General features: G+C 73.1%; 18 protein-coding genes and 1 pseudogene. 10 read left to right on the forward strand and 9 right to left on the reverse strand.

Translation table 11 applies throughout. The annotated features are described in order from the left end of the window. Nucleotides 1-100 precede the first annotated feature (100 nt). Both IE242_RS07845 and helR read left to right on the forward strand, forming a co-directional pair. Entirely contained in the window at nucleotides 101-1,438 is a 1,338-nt protein-coding gene (locus IE242_RS07845) for a glycosyltransferase (protein WP_189856757.1), read from the forward strand. Nucleotides 1,439-1,701: 263 nt separating this feature from the next. Beyond that, a complete protein-coding gene (helR, locus tag IE242_RS07850; protein ID WP_189856759.1) occupies nucleotides 1,702-3,873 on the forward strand; it encodes an RNA polymerase recycling motor ATPase HelR in 2,172 nt (723 codons plus the stop codon). Nucleotides 3,874-3,968: 95 nt separating this feature from the next. Here helR and IE242_RS07855 read toward each other — a convergent pair whose 3' ends face one another. Next, on the reverse strand, nucleotides 3,969-4,847 hold the full coding sequence (locus IE242_RS07855) for an oxidoreductase (RefSeq protein WP_189856762.1): 879 nt from the start codon (nucleotides 4,845-4,847) through the stop codon (nucleotides 3,969-3,971). 105 nt (nucleotides 4,848-4,952) lie between these two features. On the opposite strand from IE242_RS07855, the gene IE242_RS07860 reads away from it, so the two are divergent. From IE242_RS07860 to IE242_RS07880, 5 genes and pseudogenes are all read left to right on the forward strand, one after another. Beyond that, a complete protein-coding gene (locus IE242_RS07860) occupies nucleotides 4,953-5,618 on the forward strand; it encodes a helix-turn-helix domain-containing protein (protein ID WP_189856764.1) in 666 nt (221 codons plus the stop codon). Between the two features lie 79 nt (nucleotides 5,619-5,697). After that, nucleotides 5,698-5,910, forward strand: a pseudogene (locus tag IE242_RS07865) (aspartate aminotransferase family protein); the annotation flags it as partial. A gap of 452 nt (nucleotides 5,911-6,362) precedes the next feature. Continuing rightward, entirely contained in the window at nucleotides 6,363-7,988 is a 1,626-nt protein-coding gene (locus IE242_RS07870; RefSeq protein WP_229858439.1) for a DUF1254 domain-containing protein, read from the forward strand. 127 nt (nucleotides 7,989-8,115) lie between these two features. After that, nucleotides 8,116-8,361 (forward strand): hypothetical protein, encoded by a 246-nt coding sequence (locus IE242_RS07875; RefSeq protein WP_189856766.1) that lies wholly within the window; start codon nucleotides 8,116-8,118, stop codon nucleotides 8,359-8,361. A 144-nt stretch (nucleotides 8,362-8,505) separates the two neighbouring features. Further along, nucleotides 8,506-8,676, forward strand: a complete 171-nt coding sequence (locus IE242_RS07880) for a hypothetical protein (RefSeq protein ID WP_189856768.1) — start codon at nucleotides 8,506-8,508, stop codon at nucleotides 8,674-8,676. A gap of 29 nt (nucleotides 8,677-8,705) precedes the next feature. Here the strand turns inward: IE242_RS07880 and IE242_RS07885 are convergent, their stop codons facing one another. Beyond that, nucleotides 8,706-9,551, reverse strand: a complete 846-nt coding sequence (locus IE242_RS07885; RefSeq protein ID WP_189856770.1) for a GNAT family N-acetyltransferase — start codon at nucleotides 9,549-9,551, stop codon at nucleotides 8,706-8,708. 310 nt (nucleotides 9,552-9,861) lie between these two features. On the opposite strand from IE242_RS07885, the gene IE242_RS07890 reads away from it, so the two are divergent. After that, a complete protein-coding gene (locus IE242_RS07890) occupies nucleotides 9,862-10,101 on the forward strand; it encodes a hypothetical protein (protein WP_189856772.1) in 240 nt (79 codons plus the stop codon). Between the two features lie 45 nt (nucleotides 10,102-10,146). Here the strand turns inward: IE242_RS07890 and IE242_RS07895 are convergent, their stop codons facing one another. The 3 genes from IE242_RS07895 to IE242_RS07905 form a co-directional block, all read right to left on the reverse strand. Then, nucleotides 10,147-10,911, reverse strand: a complete 765-nt coding sequence (locus IE242_RS07895; protein ID WP_189856774.1) for an alpha/beta fold hydrolase — start codon at nucleotides 10,909-10,911, stop codon at nucleotides 10,147-10,149. A 64-nt stretch (nucleotides 10,912-10,975) separates the two neighbouring features. Further along, nucleotides 10,976-11,986 carry a polyphosphate kinase 2 gene (gene ppk2 / locus IE242_RS07900; RefSeq protein ID WP_189856775.1) on the reverse strand — a complete coding sequence of 337 codons (1,011 nt, stop codon included), beginning with the start codon at nucleotides 11,984-11,986 and terminating at the stop codon, nucleotides 10,976-10,978. Between the two features lie 47 nt (nucleotides 11,987-12,033). Continuing rightward, nucleotides 12,034-12,276, reverse strand: coding sequence for a DUF6411 family protein (locus IE242_RS07905; RefSeq protein ID WP_189856777.1), 243 nt, complete (start codon nucleotides 12,274-12,276; stop codon nucleotides 12,034-12,036). A 415-nt stretch (nucleotides 12,277-12,691) separates the two neighbouring features. On the opposite strand from IE242_RS07905, the gene IE242_RS07910 reads away from it, so the two are divergent. After that, nucleotides 12,692-13,870, forward strand: coding sequence for a Cmx/CmrA family chloramphenicol efflux MFS transporter (locus IE242_RS07910; RefSeq protein WP_189856779.1), 1,179 nt, complete (start codon nucleotides 12,692-12,694; stop codon nucleotides 13,868-13,870). Between the two features lie 87 nt (nucleotides 13,871-13,957). Here IE242_RS07910 and IE242_RS07915 read toward each other — a convergent pair whose 3' ends face one another. Then, the gene (locus IE242_RS07915; RefSeq protein ID WP_189856781.1) at nucleotides 13,958-14,815 is read right to left on the reverse strand and encodes an acyl-CoA thioester hydrolase/BAAT C-terminal domain-containing protein; all 858 of its coding nucleotides are present in this window, start codon (nucleotides 14,813-14,815) and stop codon (nucleotides 13,958-13,960) included. Nucleotides 14,816-14,867: 52 nt separating this feature from the next. Here IE242_RS07915 and IE242_RS07920 point away from each other — a divergent pair, with 52 nt between their 5' ends. Next, nucleotides 14,868-15,335, forward strand: a complete 468-nt coding sequence (locus tag IE242_RS07920; protein ID WP_189856783.1) for an ATP-binding protein — start codon at nucleotides 14,868-14,870, stop codon at nucleotides 15,333-15,335. A gap of 54 nt (nucleotides 15,336-15,389) precedes the next feature. Here IE242_RS07920 and IE242_RS07925 read toward each other — a convergent pair whose 3' ends face one another. Genes IE242_RS07925 through IE242_RS07935 form a run of 3 tightly spaced genes read right to left on the reverse strand, consistent with a single transcriptional unit; the run spans nucleotide 15,390 to nucleotide 17,952 of the window. Beyond that, the gene (locus IE242_RS07925) at nucleotides 15,390-16,046 is read right to left on the reverse strand and encodes a maleylpyruvate isomerase N-terminal domain-containing protein (protein ID WP_189856785.1); all 657 of its coding nucleotides are present in this window, start codon (nucleotides 16,044-16,046) and stop codon (nucleotides 15,390-15,392) included. 9 nt (nucleotides 16,047-16,055) lie between these two features. Next, nucleotides 16,056-17,030 (reverse strand): oxygenase MpaB family protein, encoded by a 975-nt coding sequence (locus IE242_RS07930; RefSeq protein WP_189856787.1) that lies wholly within the window; start codon nucleotides 17,028-17,030, stop codon nucleotides 16,056-16,058. Nucleotide 17,031: 1 nt separating this feature from the next. Beyond that, nucleotides 17,032-17,952 (reverse strand): oxygenase MpaB family protein, encoded by a 921-nt coding sequence (locus IE242_RS07935; RefSeq protein ID WP_268249439.1) that lies wholly within the window; start codon nucleotides 17,950-17,952, stop codon nucleotides 17,032-17,034. Nucleotides 17,953-17,993 lie beyond the last annotated feature (41 nt).

A 17,993-nucleotide genomic window follows, 5' to 3' on the forward strand; every position in this document is an offset into this window, starting at 1 on the left:
ACTCTCAACTTATAGCGCACCAGGGGGCTTGCGGCAAGGCCCCCATCGTGCCGCAGAATCGCCGGCCTAAGCCGAAAACAGCCGGAGAACGGGGTACGACGTGCGTGTGGTGTTGTCGACGTACGGGTCGCGCGGAGACGTGGAACCGCTGGTGGCACTCGCGGTGCGGTTGCGGGGGCTCGGCGCGGAGGTGCGGGTGTGCGCGCCGCCGGACGAGGACTTCGCACAGCGGCTGGCCGGTGCCGGCGTACCGATGGTGCCGGTCGGCCCGTCGGCGCGCGCGCTGACGACCGCGGCGAAGCCCCCGACGCCGGCCGATCTGCCCCGGCGCGCGGCCCAGGTGATCGCCGCCCAGTTCGCCGCGGTCACCGCGGCGGCCGAGGGATGCGACGCGTTGGTGGCGACCGGCATGATGCCGGCCGCGGCCGGCGCGCTGTCGGTGGCCGAGAAACTGGGCATCCCCTCGGTGTCCGTGACCTTCCAGCAGCTCACCCTGCCGTCGCCGCAGCGCCCGCCGCTGGCGTATCCGGGCCGGCCGTTCCCGCCGGAGGTGACCGACAACCGGGTGCTGTGGGACCTGGACGCCCAGAGCATCGACGCGCTGTTCGGTGAGGCGCTCAACACCAACCGGGCGTCGTTCGGCCTGCCACCGGTGGACGGCGTCCGCGACTACGTCATCGGCGACCGGCCGTGGCTGGCGACGGATCCGGTCCTGGACCCGTGGCGGGAGCCGGTGGACCTCGACGTCGTACAGACAGGCGTGTGGACCCTGCCGGACGAACGGCCGCTCCCGGCCGAGCTGGTGGCCTTCCTGGACGCCGGCGCACCACCGGTGTACGTGGGCTTCGGCAGCATGCCCGTGCGCGGGTCGGCGGATGTCGCCCGGGTGGCCGTCGACGCGGTCCGGGCGCAGGGCCGTCGCGTGGTCGTGGCCCGCGGCTGGGCCGGTCTGGCCCCGGCCGACGACCGGGACGACTGCTTCACCGTGGGCGAGGTGAACCACCAGGCACTGTTCGGCCGGGTGGCCGCCGTCGTGCACCACGGTGGCGCGGGCACCACGACGACGGCCGCCCGGGCCGGCGCGCCCCAGGTGGTGGTGCCCCAGGCGGCGGACCAGCCGTACTGGGCCGGCCGGGTGGCCGACCTGGGCATCGGCGCGGCGCACGACGGTCCGACCCCGACCTTCGAGTCCCTGTCGGCCGCGCTCGGGACGGCCCTGGGCGGCGGGACCCGCGCACGGGCGACCGCCGTGGCCGGCATGGTCCGCTCCGACGGGGCGAGGGTGGCCGCGGAGCTGCTGCTCGACGCAATCAACCGGAACGCGACCAGCCGGAACGCGGCCAGCCGGCTGCAGCCGCCCGTCCCCGCGCGCACCACGCGGGACCCCCGGGCCAGGGACCGGAACGACCGGACAGACCTGCCGACTTCTGCCACCTGAGCCGACGACGACGGCCGCAGGTCCCGGGCCGGGCGGAGCGTCACTCGTCATGGCCACGGGTTCCGGACGCCTGTCCACCGCTTTCGGCACGCCTGTGCACCGCTTTCGCGCGCCTGTCCACCGGGTCCGGCGCGCCTGTCCACCGGGTTCGCCACGCTCGCCCGGCACGTTCCTCACGCCTGTCCCCACGCCTGTCCCCACGCCTGTCCCCACGCTTTGCCGCGCGCCATGGCCGCAAGCGGCCCCAGATCGGAGCTGATGACATGAAAACCCCGACCACCAGCGCGTTCGACCTCCCCGACTCCCTCTCCCCCAAGGCCGATGCGGCGCTGATCTCCCGCGACGAGCGGCACTTCGCGGCGATCGCGGAATGTCTCGAGCAGTCGATCGCCGAGCTGTCCGACCGCCTCGACGCCGAGCGCAGGGCACCCGGTGGCATGGGCCGGCAGGCGATGGACCGGGACGCGGAGATCCACCGGCTGACCGCTCGCCTGCGCACACTGCGCCGCTTCGGGCTGGATCTGTGCCTCGGGCACATGGTCGGCACGGACGATCCCGAGCCCTTGTACGTGGGACGGCTCGGTCTGACGGACAGCGCGGGCCGGCGGCTGCTGCTCGACTGGCGTTCCCCCGCGGCCGAGCCGTTCTTCGCGGCGACCCACGCCAACCCGATGGGCCTGGCGAGCCGCCGCAGGTACCGCTGGACCCACGGCCGGATCAGTGACTACTGGGACGAGGTCTTCACCGCCGACGGACTCGAAGGGCACGCCGCGCTCGACGACCAGTCCGCCTTCATCGCCAGTCTGGGCGCCAACCGGTCGGACCGGATGCGGGACGTGCTCGCCACCATCCAGGCCGACCAGGACGCCGTCATCCGGGCGGGATCCCGCGGCGCCCTCGTCGTCGACGGCGGTCCGGGCACCGGCAAGACGGTCGTCGCCCTGCACCGTACCGCCCACCTCCTCTACTCCGACCCCCGCCTCGGTCACCGTCGGGGCGGCGTGCTGTTCGTCGGCCCGCACCGGCCCTATCTGGCCTACGTCTCCGATGTCCTGCCCAGCCTGGGCGAGGAGGGCGTGCAGACCTGCATCCTGCGCGATCTCGTCGCCGAGGGGGCCGCGGCCACGGTCGAGGCCGACCCCGAGGTGGCCCTGCTGAAGTCGTCCGCGGACATGGTGAAGGCGATCGAACCGGCCGTCCGGTTCTACGAGGAGCCGCCCACCGAGGCCATGACGGTCACCGTCGACTGGACCGACATCCCGCTGACCGCCGACGACTGGGCCGAGGCGTTCGAAGCCCCGGAACCAGGCACCCCGCACAACGAGGCGCGCGGCCAGATCTGGGACAGGCTGGTCTCCATCCTGAGGGACAGGTACGGCAGTGACGACCTTCCGCCCGCGCAGTTCCGCAGGGCGCTGCAGCAGGACAAGGAGCTCGTCGGGACCCTCGACCGGGCGTGGCCGCTGCTCGAGGCGGCCGATCTCGTCGGTGACCTGTGGTCGGTTCCCGCCTATCTGCGGATGTGCGCTCCGTGGCTGAGCCGTGCCGACGTCAGCAAGCTCCAGCGCCCTGATCCCCAGGCCTGGACGGTGTCCGACCTGCCGCTGCTGGACGCGGCACGGCAGCGGCTCGGCGACCCGGAGGAGGCCCGGCGCCAGCGCCGGAACGAGGCCGCCCTCGCCGCCCAGCGGGAGCGGATGGCGCAGGTCGTCGACAATCTGATCGCGGCCGCCGCCGACTCGGGCGCCGACGGTGACGACGGCGAGGGCCTGGTGAGCATGTTGCGCGGCCAGGACGCCGAGGTCAGCCTGGTCGACGAGAGTGCGCTGCCCACCGCCGAACCGGACCTGCTCGCCGGTCCGTTCGCGCACATCGTCGTCGACGAGGCACAGGAACTGACCGACGCGGAATGGCAGATGCTGCTGCTGCGGTGCCCGTCCCGGAGCTTCACCGTCGTCGGGGACCGCGCCCAGGCCCGGCACGGGTTCTCGGAGTCGTGGCGGGAGCGGCTGGAGCGGATCGGGCTCGACCGGATCGAAGTGGCGTCCCTGAACATCAACTACCGGACGCCGGAAGAGGTCATGGCGGAGGCCGAGCCGGTCATCCGGGCCGTGCTCCCGGACGCCAACGTGCCGGCCTCCATCCGCAGCAGCGGCGTTCCCGTCGTCCACGGATCCGTCTCGGAGCTGGACTCGGTCCTCGACAGCTGGCTCGCCGCGCATGACGAGGGGATCGCCTGCGTCATCGGCGACCCCACGTTCCGGGCCACGTCGCGTGTCCGGTCGCTGACCCCGGAGCTGTCGAAGGGGCTCGAGTTCGACCTGGTCGTCCTCGTCGACCCGGAGAAGTTCGGCCAGGGCGTCGAAGGAGCGGTCGACCGCTATGTCGCGATGACCCGGGCGACCCGGCAACTCGTCGTCCTGACGAGCTCCTGACGCCCGCCCGCCGGACTGCCCAGAGCTGTCCTCGCGCGCGAGTTGTACGGATCTGCGCGGCACAGGGACGCGGGACGGCCTCCGGAGCCGGCCCGTCAGCCTCGCAGGTCGGACAGGTCCTGGTCGCCGAGACGGAGACGGTCCGCCGCGAGGTTCTCCTCCAGGTGGTCGAGGGAGCCGGTGCCCGGGATCGCCAGCACCGACGGTGACGTCGCCAGCAGCGCGGCGATCGCGACCTGTGCCGTGGTGGCGCCCAGGCGCGCCGCGACCTTGCCGAGCCGTTCGGCGCGCAGCGGGTCGCCGCCGATGCCGCCACCGAGCGGGAAGTACGGCACGTACGCGCTGCCCGACGCCTCGCATTCCGCGAGCAGTTGCCTGTCGGCGGTGTGCTGGTTCTGCACCGCCGTGACGGGTGCGATCGCCCGGGCCTCGGCGAACTGGGCGGCGTCGACATTGCTGACGCCCAGGTGCCGGATCAGTCCCTCCTCCCGCAGTCCGGCCAGTACTTCGAACCGTTCGGCGATCGTTTCGCCGCCCGGCCCGGTCGTCCCGCCCACCCGCAGATAGACCAGGTCGAGCCGGTCCAGGCCGAGGGAGCGCAGATCCGCCTCGACCAGGCCGCGCAGCCGGTCGGGCGTCGCCTGCCCGCTCGGCACACCGTCCGGCCCGGGCAGCGGCCCGACCTTCGTCGCGATCACCAGGTCGTCACGGTAGGGGGCCAGTGCCGTACGGATCAGCTCGTTGGCCCACACCGCTCCCCTGCCGTAGAAACCGGCCGTGTCGATGTGGTTCACACCGAGTTCCACGGCGCGCCGGAGCACCGCGATGCCGTCCCGCGGGGTTCGCGCCGGACCGTCGAAGGTGCCCGCCGCCAGGCGCATCGCGCCGAAACCGAGCCGGTTGACGGTCAGTTCCCCGCCGAGGGAGAACGTCTTGCCGGTGGACAAGGTCCTGCCGGTGATGATGTCGGTCATGGCGCTCATGGTGTCCGCCGCCGCGACGCCCGGCGAGGTCGTGGCAGCTTGCTGCCAGGCCGGCCAGTCACTGCCAGGCCGGCCAGTTGCTGCCAGACTGGCGGGGTGCGGAATGAACAGGTGTTCTCAGTGCAGGGGGACGCGGAGTTGATCGCGCGTGCCGGCCATCTCTTCGAGTCCGCGTACACCGAGTTCCTGTGCGCCGCCCGGGACCTCCGGACCTGGGGCCGGCCGGAGGCCGGCGCAGCGGTCCGGAACCGGCTGCGTGCCACGGCCTCCCCGGACTTCACGGTGCGCAAGCTGCTCAGCCCGGTCGCACTCGCCGACGAGCAGGCCCGCGCGCACCTGCGGCAGGTGCGGAGCAAGGGGGCTCTCGTCCGCATCAGCCACGCGCCGCTGCCGCACGAGACCATCCTCATCGACCGGCGGGTGATGATCCTCGCCGGCCGGGAGACCCCCACCGGCCGTGAGTACACCGTGACGACGTCGCAGACCCTGGTCGACGGCGTCCACTCGCTGTTCCGGGCGCTCTGGGACGGCTCCGCCGACCTCGACGCCTATCTGCGCGGCGACGTTCCTCACCTCGACGCCGACGGCCGCCGGATCCTCGACGCCCTCGCTTCGGGACTCACCGACGAGTCGGCGGCCAGACGGCTGGGCGTCTCGCTGCGCACCTACCGACGGCGCGTGGCCGAACTGATGGCCACGCTCGAGGCCGGCTCCCGCTTCCAGGCCGGGCTGCGGGCGGGCGAGCTGGGGCTGTCCCGCTGAGTCACCGCGTACGTCCGCCGGCGGTGACGTACCGTCGCTCACACCCACATCGCCGTCGGGTACGCGGCCGTGGCCCTGGGTGGATCCCGCGCCGGCCGAACTCGCCGCCGCGCTCGACCCCGACACCCTCACCCCCGAGGAGGTCGCGGGCGTCCTGGCGTTCGCGGGGCCGGGCGGAGAGGCGGTCCGGCCGGCGCGGATGGCACCCGTGCTGGTGCTGCTGGACGTGCTGCCGCCCCGGCTGAAGGAGCGTCTGCTGACGGAGTTCATCGGTTCGCTGTTCCGGGTGTGAGTGGTGCGGGTCGCCGCGCAGGGCTGCGCGCTCGCAGGTGGGCGCGTGTGGACGCGTGGTGGGGTCGCGGCCGTAGTTCCGGTGGGACAGGCGGCAGCGGAGGGGCGGCGTCCGCACCGGGCCGCCTCGTGAGGCCGGAGCGGCCGGGGGTGGCCGAACGCCGTACCGTCGTGTATCGCCGTCTCCGCGTCGCGGGGCGAGCGGCACGGAACGGCTGGTCGGGAGGGGCGGCTGCGGCCGCGTGACGGCCCCCGGGCCGCGACGTCCGGCGTTCGTCGACCACCTGCCGTACGAGCTTTACGGCGGGACGGCACGCGGGAGGGGGCCCGGGCCCGGTGTTCAATGCGGCCTGAGGTTCAGTGAGCGGCCGACCCCCCGCGGGGCGGCCGCTCCGCCTTCACTGGAGACTCCCGCTCCGGTGCCCGTGCCTCCCGTCAGAGGAGGAAGACCTCGTGAGCGTCACACGAACCGCCCCACCCGCCCTCGCGCGTGAACGCGCCGTCTTCTCCCGCGCACGGCTGCGGAGCGCGACCGCCGTCGCGGCGGCGGCCCTGCTGCTGTGGACCGGCACCGGTCCCGCCGGCGCCACCTCGCAGTCGCCGTCCGACGGTGGCGACGCCTCTCTCGCCGCCGACGCGGTGAACGCCTACGTCTACGGCTACCCCCTGGTCCTGATGCAGGCCACCCAGCAGCTCTCCACCAATGTCCCCCACCCGAGCCCCGCCACCGGCCAGGCGCCGGTGAACCAGTTCGTCACGCAGAACAACGTCCCCGGCCCCGCGTTCAAGACAGTGGTCTCACCCAACGTGGACACCCTCTACAGCTCGGCCTGGCTGGACCTGAAGGCCGAGCCGGTGGTCCTGCACGTGCCCGACACCCAGGGCCGCTACTACCTGATGCCGATCCTCAGCGCCTGGACGGACGTCATCGCCTCGCCGGGCAAGCGGACCACGGGCACGAAGGCGGGTGACTTCGCGATCACCGGGCCCGGCTGGCACGGCGCCCTCCCCGCCGGGGTGAAACAGATCAAGTCCCCCACCGACATGGCCTGGGTCATCGGGCGCACCCAGCTCGACGGCCCCGCGGACCTGCCCGCGGTGCGCGACCTGGCGGCCCGTTACAGCCTCACACCGCTCAGCGCGTACGGCCGCTCCCACACCCCGCCCGTCGGCCGGGTCGACCCGGCGGTGCCCGCCACCTCGCCGCCGGACCGCGTCGCCGGGATGGAGGCCCCGGCGTTCTTCTCCCGGCTCGCCTCCGCCATGGCGACCAACCCGCCCGGTCCCGCGGACGCCCCCATGGTCGCCACCCTGAACCGGCTCGGCATCAGCCCGGGCAAGCCGTTCGACATCGACGCCAAGGGCACGGCCACCGCCCGGGCCCTGCGGCAAGCCGTTCCCGCGGGCCAGCGGATGATCCAGCAAGCGGTCCCCGCCCTCGGCGACGACGTGCACGGCTGGCGGGTCGCCCTCGACCTCGGCCGCTACGGCACCGACTACCTGCGCCGGGCCGCCACGGCCTGGCAGGGCCTGGGCGCCAACCTGCCCCAGGACGCCGTCTACCCCCTCGTCCTCGACGACAGCCAGGGCCGGCAGCTGAACGGCGCGCACCGCTACACCATCCACTTCCCGCCCGGCCGCACCCCGCCGGCCAACGCCTTCTGGTCCCTCACCATGTACGACCAGCAGGGCTTCCTGGTGCCCAACCCCATCGACCGCTACGCCATCGGCCACACGGTCGCGCCCCGGCCCAACAGCGACAAGTCCGTGACCATCTACGTGCAGCACGACCCGCCGGCATCCGACAAGCGGTCCAACTGGCTGCCCGCACCCGCAGGACGGTTCAACGTCATGCTCCGCATGTACTGGCCCCGGCAGACCGTGCTCGACGGCACCTGGTCGCCGCCTCCGGTCACCGTCGCGGACGGCTCGAGCGGTTCGGAGCAACTCGCCCGGACCGGCGACAGCGGCTTCTCCGGCGTCATCGCCGCCGGCGCCGTGCTGTGCCTGGCCGCAGGGAGCGCCGTGATCGTGGCGGTCCGGCGCCGTAGGACGGCCTGGGGCCGTAAGACGGTTTGAGGCCGTAGGACGGCCTGAGACGCGGACAAGGAGACCGGCGGGCTCACGCGGTCGTCGAGATGCGCTTCGGCCTCGAACTGCCCCCGGTTCTCCTCACGGACGCCTGCGCGCCGGTCCTCCCGGTCATGTGTTCCCCGGCCATGACCAGCGGAGATGCGGCACCTTCGACGGCCAAGAACACGCGCAGGCCGCCGACCGCCGACCGCCGACCGCCGACCGCGCCATCGTCGTCTCCGGTCACGGCTCCCGCGCCGCCCGCCGGCTCGGAGACCTCGAACACCTCGTGAACCTCGGAGACCTCGGAGACCCGGCCCCCGACACCGGTGACCCGGGTGTCGTCGCCCTCCCCTCGGTGGCGGTGTGTTCTCACTGAGCGCGACGCGCTGATGGACGTCCGGCCCCTACAGCCCGATCATGGGACGGGACGGGTGCGAGAACCGGGTCCCCTGCCGCCGCGGGGGACTTCGCCGATGCGGGGGTCCGGGGAGATCCGGGCGACCGGGGGAGGAAACACATCATGGGAGAGCTCCGTGTCAGCGTCACGCTGACCTTCGACACCGACACTCCTCCCCCTGTACTGGCCATGGCCGTGGGGCAGGCGGTCGCCGCCCAGGTGCCCGACCAGCTCACCGGGATCGACTGGTACACCTTCGACCTGGACGACGAGACCGAGGGAGCGGGCGGCTGAGCCGGGCCCTGCGGTCCGGTGGCTCGGGATCAGCCGAGTTCGAGCGTCGTCACGGCGAAGATGCCGCCGGAGTCGACGTCCGGGGTCGGTCCCGTGTACATGCGGGCGCACTCGAACGTGGGCTCCAGCCCGAGGCGTTCCATCAGCTCGACGGACGGCGTGTTGATGTCCGGCACGTCCAGCGCGACCGGCTCGTCCGGGGTGTCACCGGTCAGGCCGTGGACGAGGGCGGAGGCGATGTCCTGCGAGGCGGCGTGGAGCGGGCCGATCCGGGAGCCGACCGTGGCGGGGCGCATGACCGCGAACCCCTGCAGCCGTCCGTCGCGCACGGCGGCCAGGGACGTGTGCGACGGAAGACCGATCCACTGGGACAGGAACGCCTCCCGCTCGGCGGGGAAGAAGCGCCGGTCGTACTCCGCCAGCCGGTCGAAGGGCACGTCACGGCCGTCCACGAGCCGGACGCCCGCCGACGCCTCGGCGCCGGCGGGCACACCGGCGTAGCGCACATGGGTCCAGACCCGGCGGAAGCCGGACCTGCGGTAGTTCTCCTGCTGCTGCACCACACCGTCGAGGCCGATGTTCCGGCCGTCGAGATGCCTCATCGCCGTGCGCCAGATCCGGATGCCGTACCCCTGGCCACGGACCGCCGGGCGGGCGATGTAGAACCCGATGAATCCGAAGTCGGTGCCGTAGCGCACGCCTGAGACGGAGACGACCGGCTCACCGTCGAGCCGCCCGAGGAAGAAGCCCCGTGGGTCCGCCGTGTGGAAGGGGACGATGTCCGACCGGCCCGGGTTCCAGCCCTCCTCGTCGGCCCATTCCCTGAACCGGTGCATCTCCGCGGCGCTCGCGGTGGTCACCTCGTAGGACGGCATTCGTTCGCTCCCTGAGGAATGCGGCGTGACGCGACTGCGCTGTCCCGACGCCGAAAAGCGGATCGCGCCGTCCGCGCCTTCGATGGCAGCACCCTAGTCCCGTCCTTCCCCCCTCCGCCCGCATGGGCTTCGCCCGTCCACCGCCCAGGTCGCCTCCGGCGGTCCGCCGGGCCCCCGCCCGAGTGATGTTCTGCGTCCGCCCGGGGGACTTTCCGCGTGCGCCTGTGCCCGCCCGGTTACTGCCATGTGCACAGGCGGGCCCGGGACCCGGGCCCGCCACGACGGAGAAGACGGAAAAGGGAGTCCCCTGATGCGTATGCGTGTCTTCCTGAGCACCACCGCCCTGGCCGCGGGCGTGCTCCTCGCCACCGCCGCCCCGGCGACCGCCGGCCCCCACCACGATGACGACGACCACACCATCAGCCATAGCGTCGACAGCCACGGCTACACGTACACCTACGGCCCCGCCGACAAGACCGATGCGCCCGGCGCCGACACCACCGTGGGCCGCGGTGGCCTGCTCGGACTCGGACTGTTCGGCATCCTCTGACGCAGGCGCCACCTCGTCCGCCGTACCGGCTGAGGCCTGCCGGGCTCAGCCGGATCCGGACAGGAAAGCGGTGACGGCGGCGGTGAACCCGGCCGGGGCGTCATGGTGCACGACGTGACCGGCGGCGAGTTCGACCAGGCGGGCCGCGCCGGCGCGACGGGCGATCATGTCGCGGGCGTGGCCGGCCGCCAGTTCGTCGCTGCGCGTGCCGCGGATCAGCAGGGTGGGGCAGGCCACCGCCGTCCAGTCCGGCCAGTGATCCCCGCTGAGGGCTTTCTGGGACGCCACCGTGTCCTCGATGTCGAACGACAGCCCCCAGCCGTCCTCCGACCGGCGGACGGAGCACTCCAGACAGCCGGCCAGCGAGCCGAGGGCGTCGAGCAGTGCCTGACGCGACGGCGCCCGGCGGGGCAGACGTCGGGTGAACCGCCAGTCGGAGTCCACGACCGCGCCGATGTCCTCGACGATCAGGGCGGTGACCCGGTCCGCGTGGCGGGCAGCGTACTGGTAGGCGTTCACTCCGCCCAGCGAGTGGCCCAGCACCGGCACCGGACCGAGCCCCAGATGCCGGTGGAAGGCGGCGACGTCGGCGACATAGCCGTCGCGCTCGTAGTCGGGGGCGCGGTCGGAGTCGCCGTGCCCGCGCTGGTCGAGCGCGATCACCCGCCACCGCGGTGCCAGCGCCTCGGCCAACGGCGTGAACGCCGACGCTTCGTTGTAGTGCCCGTGCAGGGCCAGGACCGGAGTGCCCGGGCCACCGAAGTCCAGATACGACAGCTTCCGGCCGCCCACCATGAAGAACGCACGCATGACCCGGATGCTAAGCCGCGCCACTGACAGCCCCCGGGGTACGGGCGCCCCGCGCACGCGCCGGTCACGGCTCCGTGTCCCGGCCGGGATGTTCACCGGGACCGTCGGCCTGCGGCAGCAGCGGTGTGGGTGACAGGTCGGTGGGCTCCTCGCCGCTCTCCAGGAGGGTGTTGGCGGCACCGATGACGCGGATGTCGGCGGTGCCGACGGCCTCCTCGTCCTTGGCCGTGTAGTCGCAGCGCAGCAGCAGGTGCCGCATGGCCTCCAGCCTGCCCCGGCGCTTGTCGTTGTTCTTCACCACGGTCCACGGGGCGTGCGAGGTGTCCGTCGCCCGGAACATGTCGACCTTGGCCTCGGTGTAGGCGTCCCACAGGTCGAGCGAGGCCAGATCGGTCGGGGACAGTTTCCACCGCCGCACCGGGTCGACCTGGCGGATGGCGAAACGGGTGCGCTGCTCGGCGCGGGAGACCGAGAACCAGAACTTCACGAGGATGATGCCGTCGTCGGTCAGCAGCTTCTCGAAGACCGGCGCCTGGGCGAAGAAGTGCCGGTAGTCGTCCGGTGTGCAGAAGCCCATGACCCGCTCCACTCCTGCCCGGTTGTACCAGGACCGGTCGAAGAACACGATCTCGCCGGGTGCGGGCAGATGCGTCACATAGCGCTGGAAGTACCACTGGCCCGCCTCGCGTTCCGTCGGCTTCTCCAGGGCGACGACCCGCGCGCCGCGGGGGTTGAGGCGTTCGGTGAAGCGTTTGATCGTGCCGCCCTTGCCCGCGGCGTCGCGGCCCTCGCACACCACGACGACGCGCTGCCCGGTGTCCTTCACCCACTTCTGCAGCTTGAGCAGTTCGATCTGCAGGATCCTCTTCCGGCGCTCGTACTCCTTGCGGCCGAGCTTCCTGTCGTACGGGTAGTTCTCGCGCCAGCTGTCGAGGGGGCGGCCCTCGGCGTCCAGCAGGATCGGCTGCTCGGGGCGCTCCTCGTCGACGAGCAGACCCTCGAGCAGGTCGGCGTCGTCGCGGGTGCCCGCGGCGTTCGCGGGGATCGCCTCGCGCGCGGGTACGGGTTCGGCCATGTGCGGGTCCCTCTCCGGACCGGTGGAACGGGGTGCGGATCGATCGCTCAGAACGGCATACGGCCACGGGCCCGGCGCCCCGTGGAGCCACTGCGGCCCACCGCGCGGGAGCTGCTGCCGAACGGCCTGCTCAGCCAGTGGCCGAGCCGTCCCGGAGCCTTGCCCGCCGCCCGCGAAGCGGCCCCGAGCGAGCGCTGCGTACCGCGCTCGGGATGACGCGACAGCCGCGGCACCAGTAACGCCAGGACGAGCAGTACGGCACACACCGCCACGATGCCTGCGACGACCATGACACACCTCACCTCTGCCGGCTGACGGAACCGGCGGCCGCCGTGCCGCGTGACCGCGTCCGGAGGACACGGACGGCGGGACATCGGCAGCCGCACAGTGGTGCGAATGCCCGGAAGTGCCGGGACTACGCCCGGTCCATGAGGCCGTGGCGACCCGCGGTGCGGGAACCGCCGTGGTGGAAAACCGGTGTGCCCCGTCGGACGCCGGTCGGGTAACGTGCGGGCCATGTCGAGCCCTGAGTCATCCGAGGTGGGGGCTGCCGGTCACGCCGTCAGCCCCCTGCATCACTGAGTCCGCACTCCTTCCGTCCCGCCGCGTGCCGCGGCCGGACGAGCCGGACGGGTGTGCCTCCGGGCGCTGACCGCGGTGACGAGACGTCCCTTCTCGTGCTTCTCCTCACCTCGGAGCTCCTTGATGCCTCTTCCGCTGTACCTGCTCGCCGTGGCGGTCTTCGCCATGGGCACCTCGGAATTCATGCTCGCCGGCCTCCTGCCGGACATCGCCTCGGACCTCGGCGTGAGCGTCGGGTCGGCAGGCGCGCTCACCTCCGCCTACGCGATCGGGATGATCGTCGGTGCCCCGCTGACGGCCGGGTTCGCCCGTGACCGGCCAGGACGGACGAGTCTCCTCGGGTTCGTCCTCGTGTTCTCGGCGGCCCACGTGCTGGGCGCTGTCACCGGGAGCTTCACGGTCCTCTTCGCGACCCGGATCGTCGCGGCGCTCGCCAACGCGGGGTTCCTGGCCGTGGCGCTGACGACCGCCGCCGCACTGGTCTCTCCCGACAGGAAGGGACGCGCGCTGGCCGTGCTGCTGTCGGGGACGACGGTGGCCACGATCGCCGGGGTCCCCGGGGGATCGGTCCTCGGCACCCTGCTCGGGTGGCGGGCCGCTTTCTGGGCCGTCGCCGTGCTCTGTCTGCCCGCGGCCATCGGCATCCTGAAGGCGGTCCCCGCGCGCCCGGTACCGGAGAACGCGGCCGGCAGGCCGACCCTGCGAGCGGAGTTCGCGCAGCTCAGGAGGGGGCGGCTGATGCTCGTCATGCTGCTCGGCGCGCTGGTGAACGCGGCCACCTTCGGCAGCTTCACCTTCCTCGCCCCCGTCGTGACCGGCACCGCCGGGCTGGGCGAGCTGTGGGTGCCCGTCGTCCTGGTGCTCTTCGGCACCGGTTCCTTCGCCGGCGTCACCCTCGCCGGCCGGCTGTCCGACCGGCGCCCCGGCCTGGTCGTCGCCGCCGGCGGTCCACTGCTGCTCCTCGGCTGGCCGGCCCTGGCCGTACTGGCCGGGAAACCGGCCGCGCTGCTCGTTCTCGTGTTCGCGCAGGGAGCGCTGTCGTTCGCGCTGGGCAGCACGCTGATCACGCGTGTCCTCTACGAGGCGGCAGGGGCTCCCACCATGGCCGGCTCGTACGCGACCGTGGCACTCAACGTCGGCGCCGCCGTCGGACCGCTCGTCGCCGCGACCACCCTCGGCACCGGGGCCGGGGACCTCGGGCCGCTCTGGGCCGCCGGACTCCTCGTGGCCACGGCTCTGCTCGTCGCGTCGCCCTTCCGCGAGGTGCTCACGACCGGCCGGAGCGACGAGGTGCTCCGGTGACGCACGGCCCGGGTCACGTACGGCCCGGGCGTCTCCGAACAGCGGTGATCCGACAGCAGTGACCCGGTGCCGGGGCCTGCGGGAGGGTCAGCCCCCGCCGCGGAGTGCGTCGAGGAGGTGGGGCCAGGCGGCCGCCCCCAGGAGCGCGTCGGCTTCGGGCGTGCCCCCGTACCGGAAGCGCGGGGATGCCGGCGCGGGGCTCTCGCCGGGGAGCCTCGGGCGGTGGCCGGCGTCGGGGCGGGCGATCAGACGCACGGCGGACCCCGTTGAACGCCGGCGCCGTGCCAGTTGCCGGGCGAAGGGGAGGGACGGCCACATCGCGTCGTCGCCGCCCGCGACCAGCACCAGATCGGCTCGCGCCCGCTCCACGGGGATCTCCGCCGAGGGGACCAGGTGAGCGAAGGTCCGCTCGCTGAGCTCGTACCAGCCCCGGACGGCGACCGGCCCGCCGTCCGGCTCCGCGGGCGTCCAGGAATCGTCCAGCGGCACGAACGGCAGCGCCCGCCCGCGCCAGGTCCAGGACGACCGCCAGGGGTGCCGCACCCCGTCACGGCCCGGTCCGACGTTGCACCAGACCCGGGACGTGGGCGACAGCGCGACGACGACGTCCACGCGCGGATCGTGCACGGCCGTCAGCAGAGCCGCCTCCGCTCCCTTGGAGACGCCCAGGACGCCGATGCGCGCGGCCCCGTGCGCCCGGAGGAGGCCGACGGCGGCGGTGAAGGTCTCCAGGGGGATCTCGCAGACACCCGGAGACTGCCGCGGCCCGCCGAACCAGCGGATGGACACGGCCGTCATGCCCTGCCCGGCGAGGAGGCGTGCCCTTTCCCGTTCGACGCGCCCGCTGGAACCCGCCAGGACCAGAACGCCGAGGTCACTGCCGTGGGCAGGGGTGGCCAGCACGCCTTGCCAGGGGTCGGTCAGCTCACGCTCGACGACATCCATGTGGTGCCCCTCCCGTCGGCCCGCCCGCTGATGGCGTGTCATCGTGGCCGGTATGGCAACTGGTGTGGACGTGGCCGTGCTCGTCGGGCTTCAGGCGTCCGGGAAGTCGACCTTCTACGGACAGTGTCTGTCCGGCCGGTACGGACTGGTCAGCAAGGACCTGTTCCCCCGGGGTGCCCGCAACAAGCAGCGGCGGCAGATGCGGCTGGTGGAGGAGCACCTGGCCGCCGGCCGGTCGGTGGCGGTGGACAACACCAACCCGTCGCCGCGCGAGTGGGCACCGTTGGTGGACCTGGCGCACGCGTACGGTGCCACCGCGACCGCCTACTGGTTCCCGCCCGACGTGTCCGGCTCGCTGCGGCGCAATGCCGCCCGCGAGGGCCGCGACCGCGTCCCGGACGTCGGTGTCCTGGCCACGCTCGAGCAGCTCCGTGAGCCGTCACCCGCGGACGGGTTCGACGTGGTGCGGAAGGTGTGCTTCGACGGCCGCGGCGGTTTCGAGGTGCGGGTGCCGGCCTGAGCCGCCGTACGCCGCCGTCCAGCCGGTCCCGGCCCGCTTCAGCCGCCCGCACGGTCATCCGAGGACGAGCGGGAGTGCGGCGGCGACCTCGCCCAGGCCGGCCCTCTCCGCGGTGGTCGGGGCCCGCCGTCCGGTGCCGACCAGCAAGGCGTCCGTGTCGGGGAACGACGCCGGGAAGGCGGCCCCCGCGATCCTCTCCAGCATCTCGCGCGACCGGGCGAGCCCCTCCGCGGGCGGGCCCGCCACGTCCGGGAGGTGCGCCACCAGGTCGAGATGGTGCAGCGTCCACTCCAGGACGTACGCGGAGAGGTAGTCCTCCGCGGTGAGGACCTGGTCGCGGGTACTGACCCGGAGGCGCGGGTCGGCGAGACCGGCGGCGCGGCCGGCGGCGGAGCCGACGTCGTCGAGGTGGAACCTGAGCAGCCACGGCTCCTGGTACGCGGCGGCCAGCCGGACGATCAGCGCGTCGAGGGGGTCGTCACCGGCCGGCGGCGTCGTGGCGACCTCCCAGTAGGTCACCGCGTCGCGGGTCGGTTCCGTGTCGGCGGGGGTGACGAGGGTGATCAGGACGTCCTGTGCGTCGATGACCAGGTGGCACACCAGGTCCCGTACGAGCCAGCCGGTGCAGCCCGACGGCTGGGCGAAGGCCTCGTCCGGGAGCCCGGCGACCGCCGCGCGCAACGCCGTCCACGAACGTGAGAAGAGGTCCACGCCGGCAAGCTAGTCCGGTGCCGGAACCACGGACAAGTGCTCGCCGGCCCGCTCCTGGGGGCGACATGGCCGTCGGGCGGCGCGGCGGGCCGCGCGTGCCGTGGACAGGTAGCGCAGGCGCTCGGGGAGCAGGGGGACCACGGTGCGTACGACGGTGCCGAGGCGGCGCAGTCTGCGCTCGTCCCGTGACGTCCAGGTCAGGCCGAGGTGTTCACGGACGACGGGCGGGAGCAGGCCGGTCGTGACGAAGACGTGCAGCCGGGCCAGCGGCGGGCGGAGCGCCGGCCAGAGTCCGCGCAGCAGCGTGCCCGCGCCGTCCGGGGGCGGTATCGGACGGCGCGGGTCGAGGAGTTCGGCCGCCACGGCCGTCTTCTCCAGCTCCTCGCGGACCGTCGTGTCGAAGTACGGCCAGTACTCCTCGGGAGTGCCCGGCATGTCGCGCTGCTTGATGCCGAGGACGGCGCCGAGCTGGAGCAGCTCGTCGTAGAGACGGCGCTCGTCCTGTTCGTCGAGCGGGCGGGACAGGTACCGCGCGGCCCGCAGGAAGACCGGGTAGGCGGTGGCGTGCACCCAGGCGTAGTAGGCGGGGGTCAGCGCGTGGTAGGCACGGCCGCGGTTGTCGGTGCCGGCGATGGTCCGGTGCAGCTTGCGGAGCCTGCGGCCCTCCTCGATCGCCTGCTCACCGCCGTAGACCCAGAGTTGCAGGGACTCCAGGGAGCGCTGGGCCCGGCCCCAGGGGTCGGTGCGGAACACGGAGTGGTCGTCGACGCCGGCGCCGACCGCCGGGTGGGCGACCTGGAGGACCAGGGCGGCCGGGAGCGAGAGCAGCAGCCGGACGTCACCGGCGATGTCCCAGAGGATGGATCCCGGGGCGAGCGGGACCGGTTCGGGCCGGGTTCCGGAAGCGTCATGTGCCGGCCGGGTGCCGGACGTCTCATGCGCGGATCGGCTGTCGGAGGTCTCACGCGCGGACCTGGCGTCCATGTCACCACGCTCCGAGCGGGCGCCGCGCGGCCGGGTCGGTGCCCGGCCGGTGAGTGGCCCAGTAGGCGATGGCCAGGGAGACGGTGATGCGGAGCGGCGGTGGTACGAGCGCCATCAGCAAGCGCACCAGCCGGGCGAAGCGCCGCAGGGCGCGTTCCTGCCGCGGGGTCCAGGTCAGGTGCAGTCGCTCGCGGAGTGCGGGGGGCAGGGTGCCGACGGTGACGAGCAGCGCGTAGTGCGCGGCGACGCGGGCGAGCGGCGACCAGAGCGGGCCGGGCAGCCGGCGGAACGGCTTCGCGGGCCGGGTGAGTTCGTCCAGGACGTCCTGGACCGACTGGTTGTGCTCCAGCCGGTTGACCACCATGTCGTCGTAGTAGGCGACGAACGACGTCCAGTCGGCGGGCAGGTGATGGTCCTTCAGACCCCATACGCGGCCCACGTCCCGCATGCCGCGGTAGTACTCCTCCAGTTCGTCGGCCGTCATGCCCTTGCCGAACAGGCGCTGTGCGTCCACGGGGCCCTTGACGAGGGTCGCGTGCACCCAGTGGTACGCCTCGGGGTTGAGGGCGTGGTAGCGGCGGCCCGACGAGTCGGTGCCCTTCATCTCGGCGTGCACCCGTATCAGGCGGCGGGCCTCGGCGGTGGCGGCTTCCTGGCCGCCGTAGACGACCGTGGTGAGCGAGAGCAGGGTGCGTATCAGGCGGGGCCAGGGTTCGGCGCGGAAGTTGCTGTGGTCCGCGACGCCCGCTCCGACGACGGGGTGCGAGACCTGCAGGAGCAGCAGCTGGGGTGCCATCAGGGTGGAGCGGGCGTCACCGAAGCAGCGCCAGACCACCCCGCCTCTGCGGGGCGCCCGGATGCGGGAGGTTTCCTCAACTCGGCTGTCCGAAGGGCGAGTTGGACTGTCGGACGTGTGCGGCAGACCGGTCATGACGCCTCCGTTTCTCCGTCGTGTCCGGAGTA

This window comes from Streptomyces poonensis (assembly GCF_014650915.1).
GTDB lineage: Bacteria > Actinomycetota > Actinomycetes > Streptomycetales > Streptomycetaceae > Streptomyces > Streptomyces poonensis.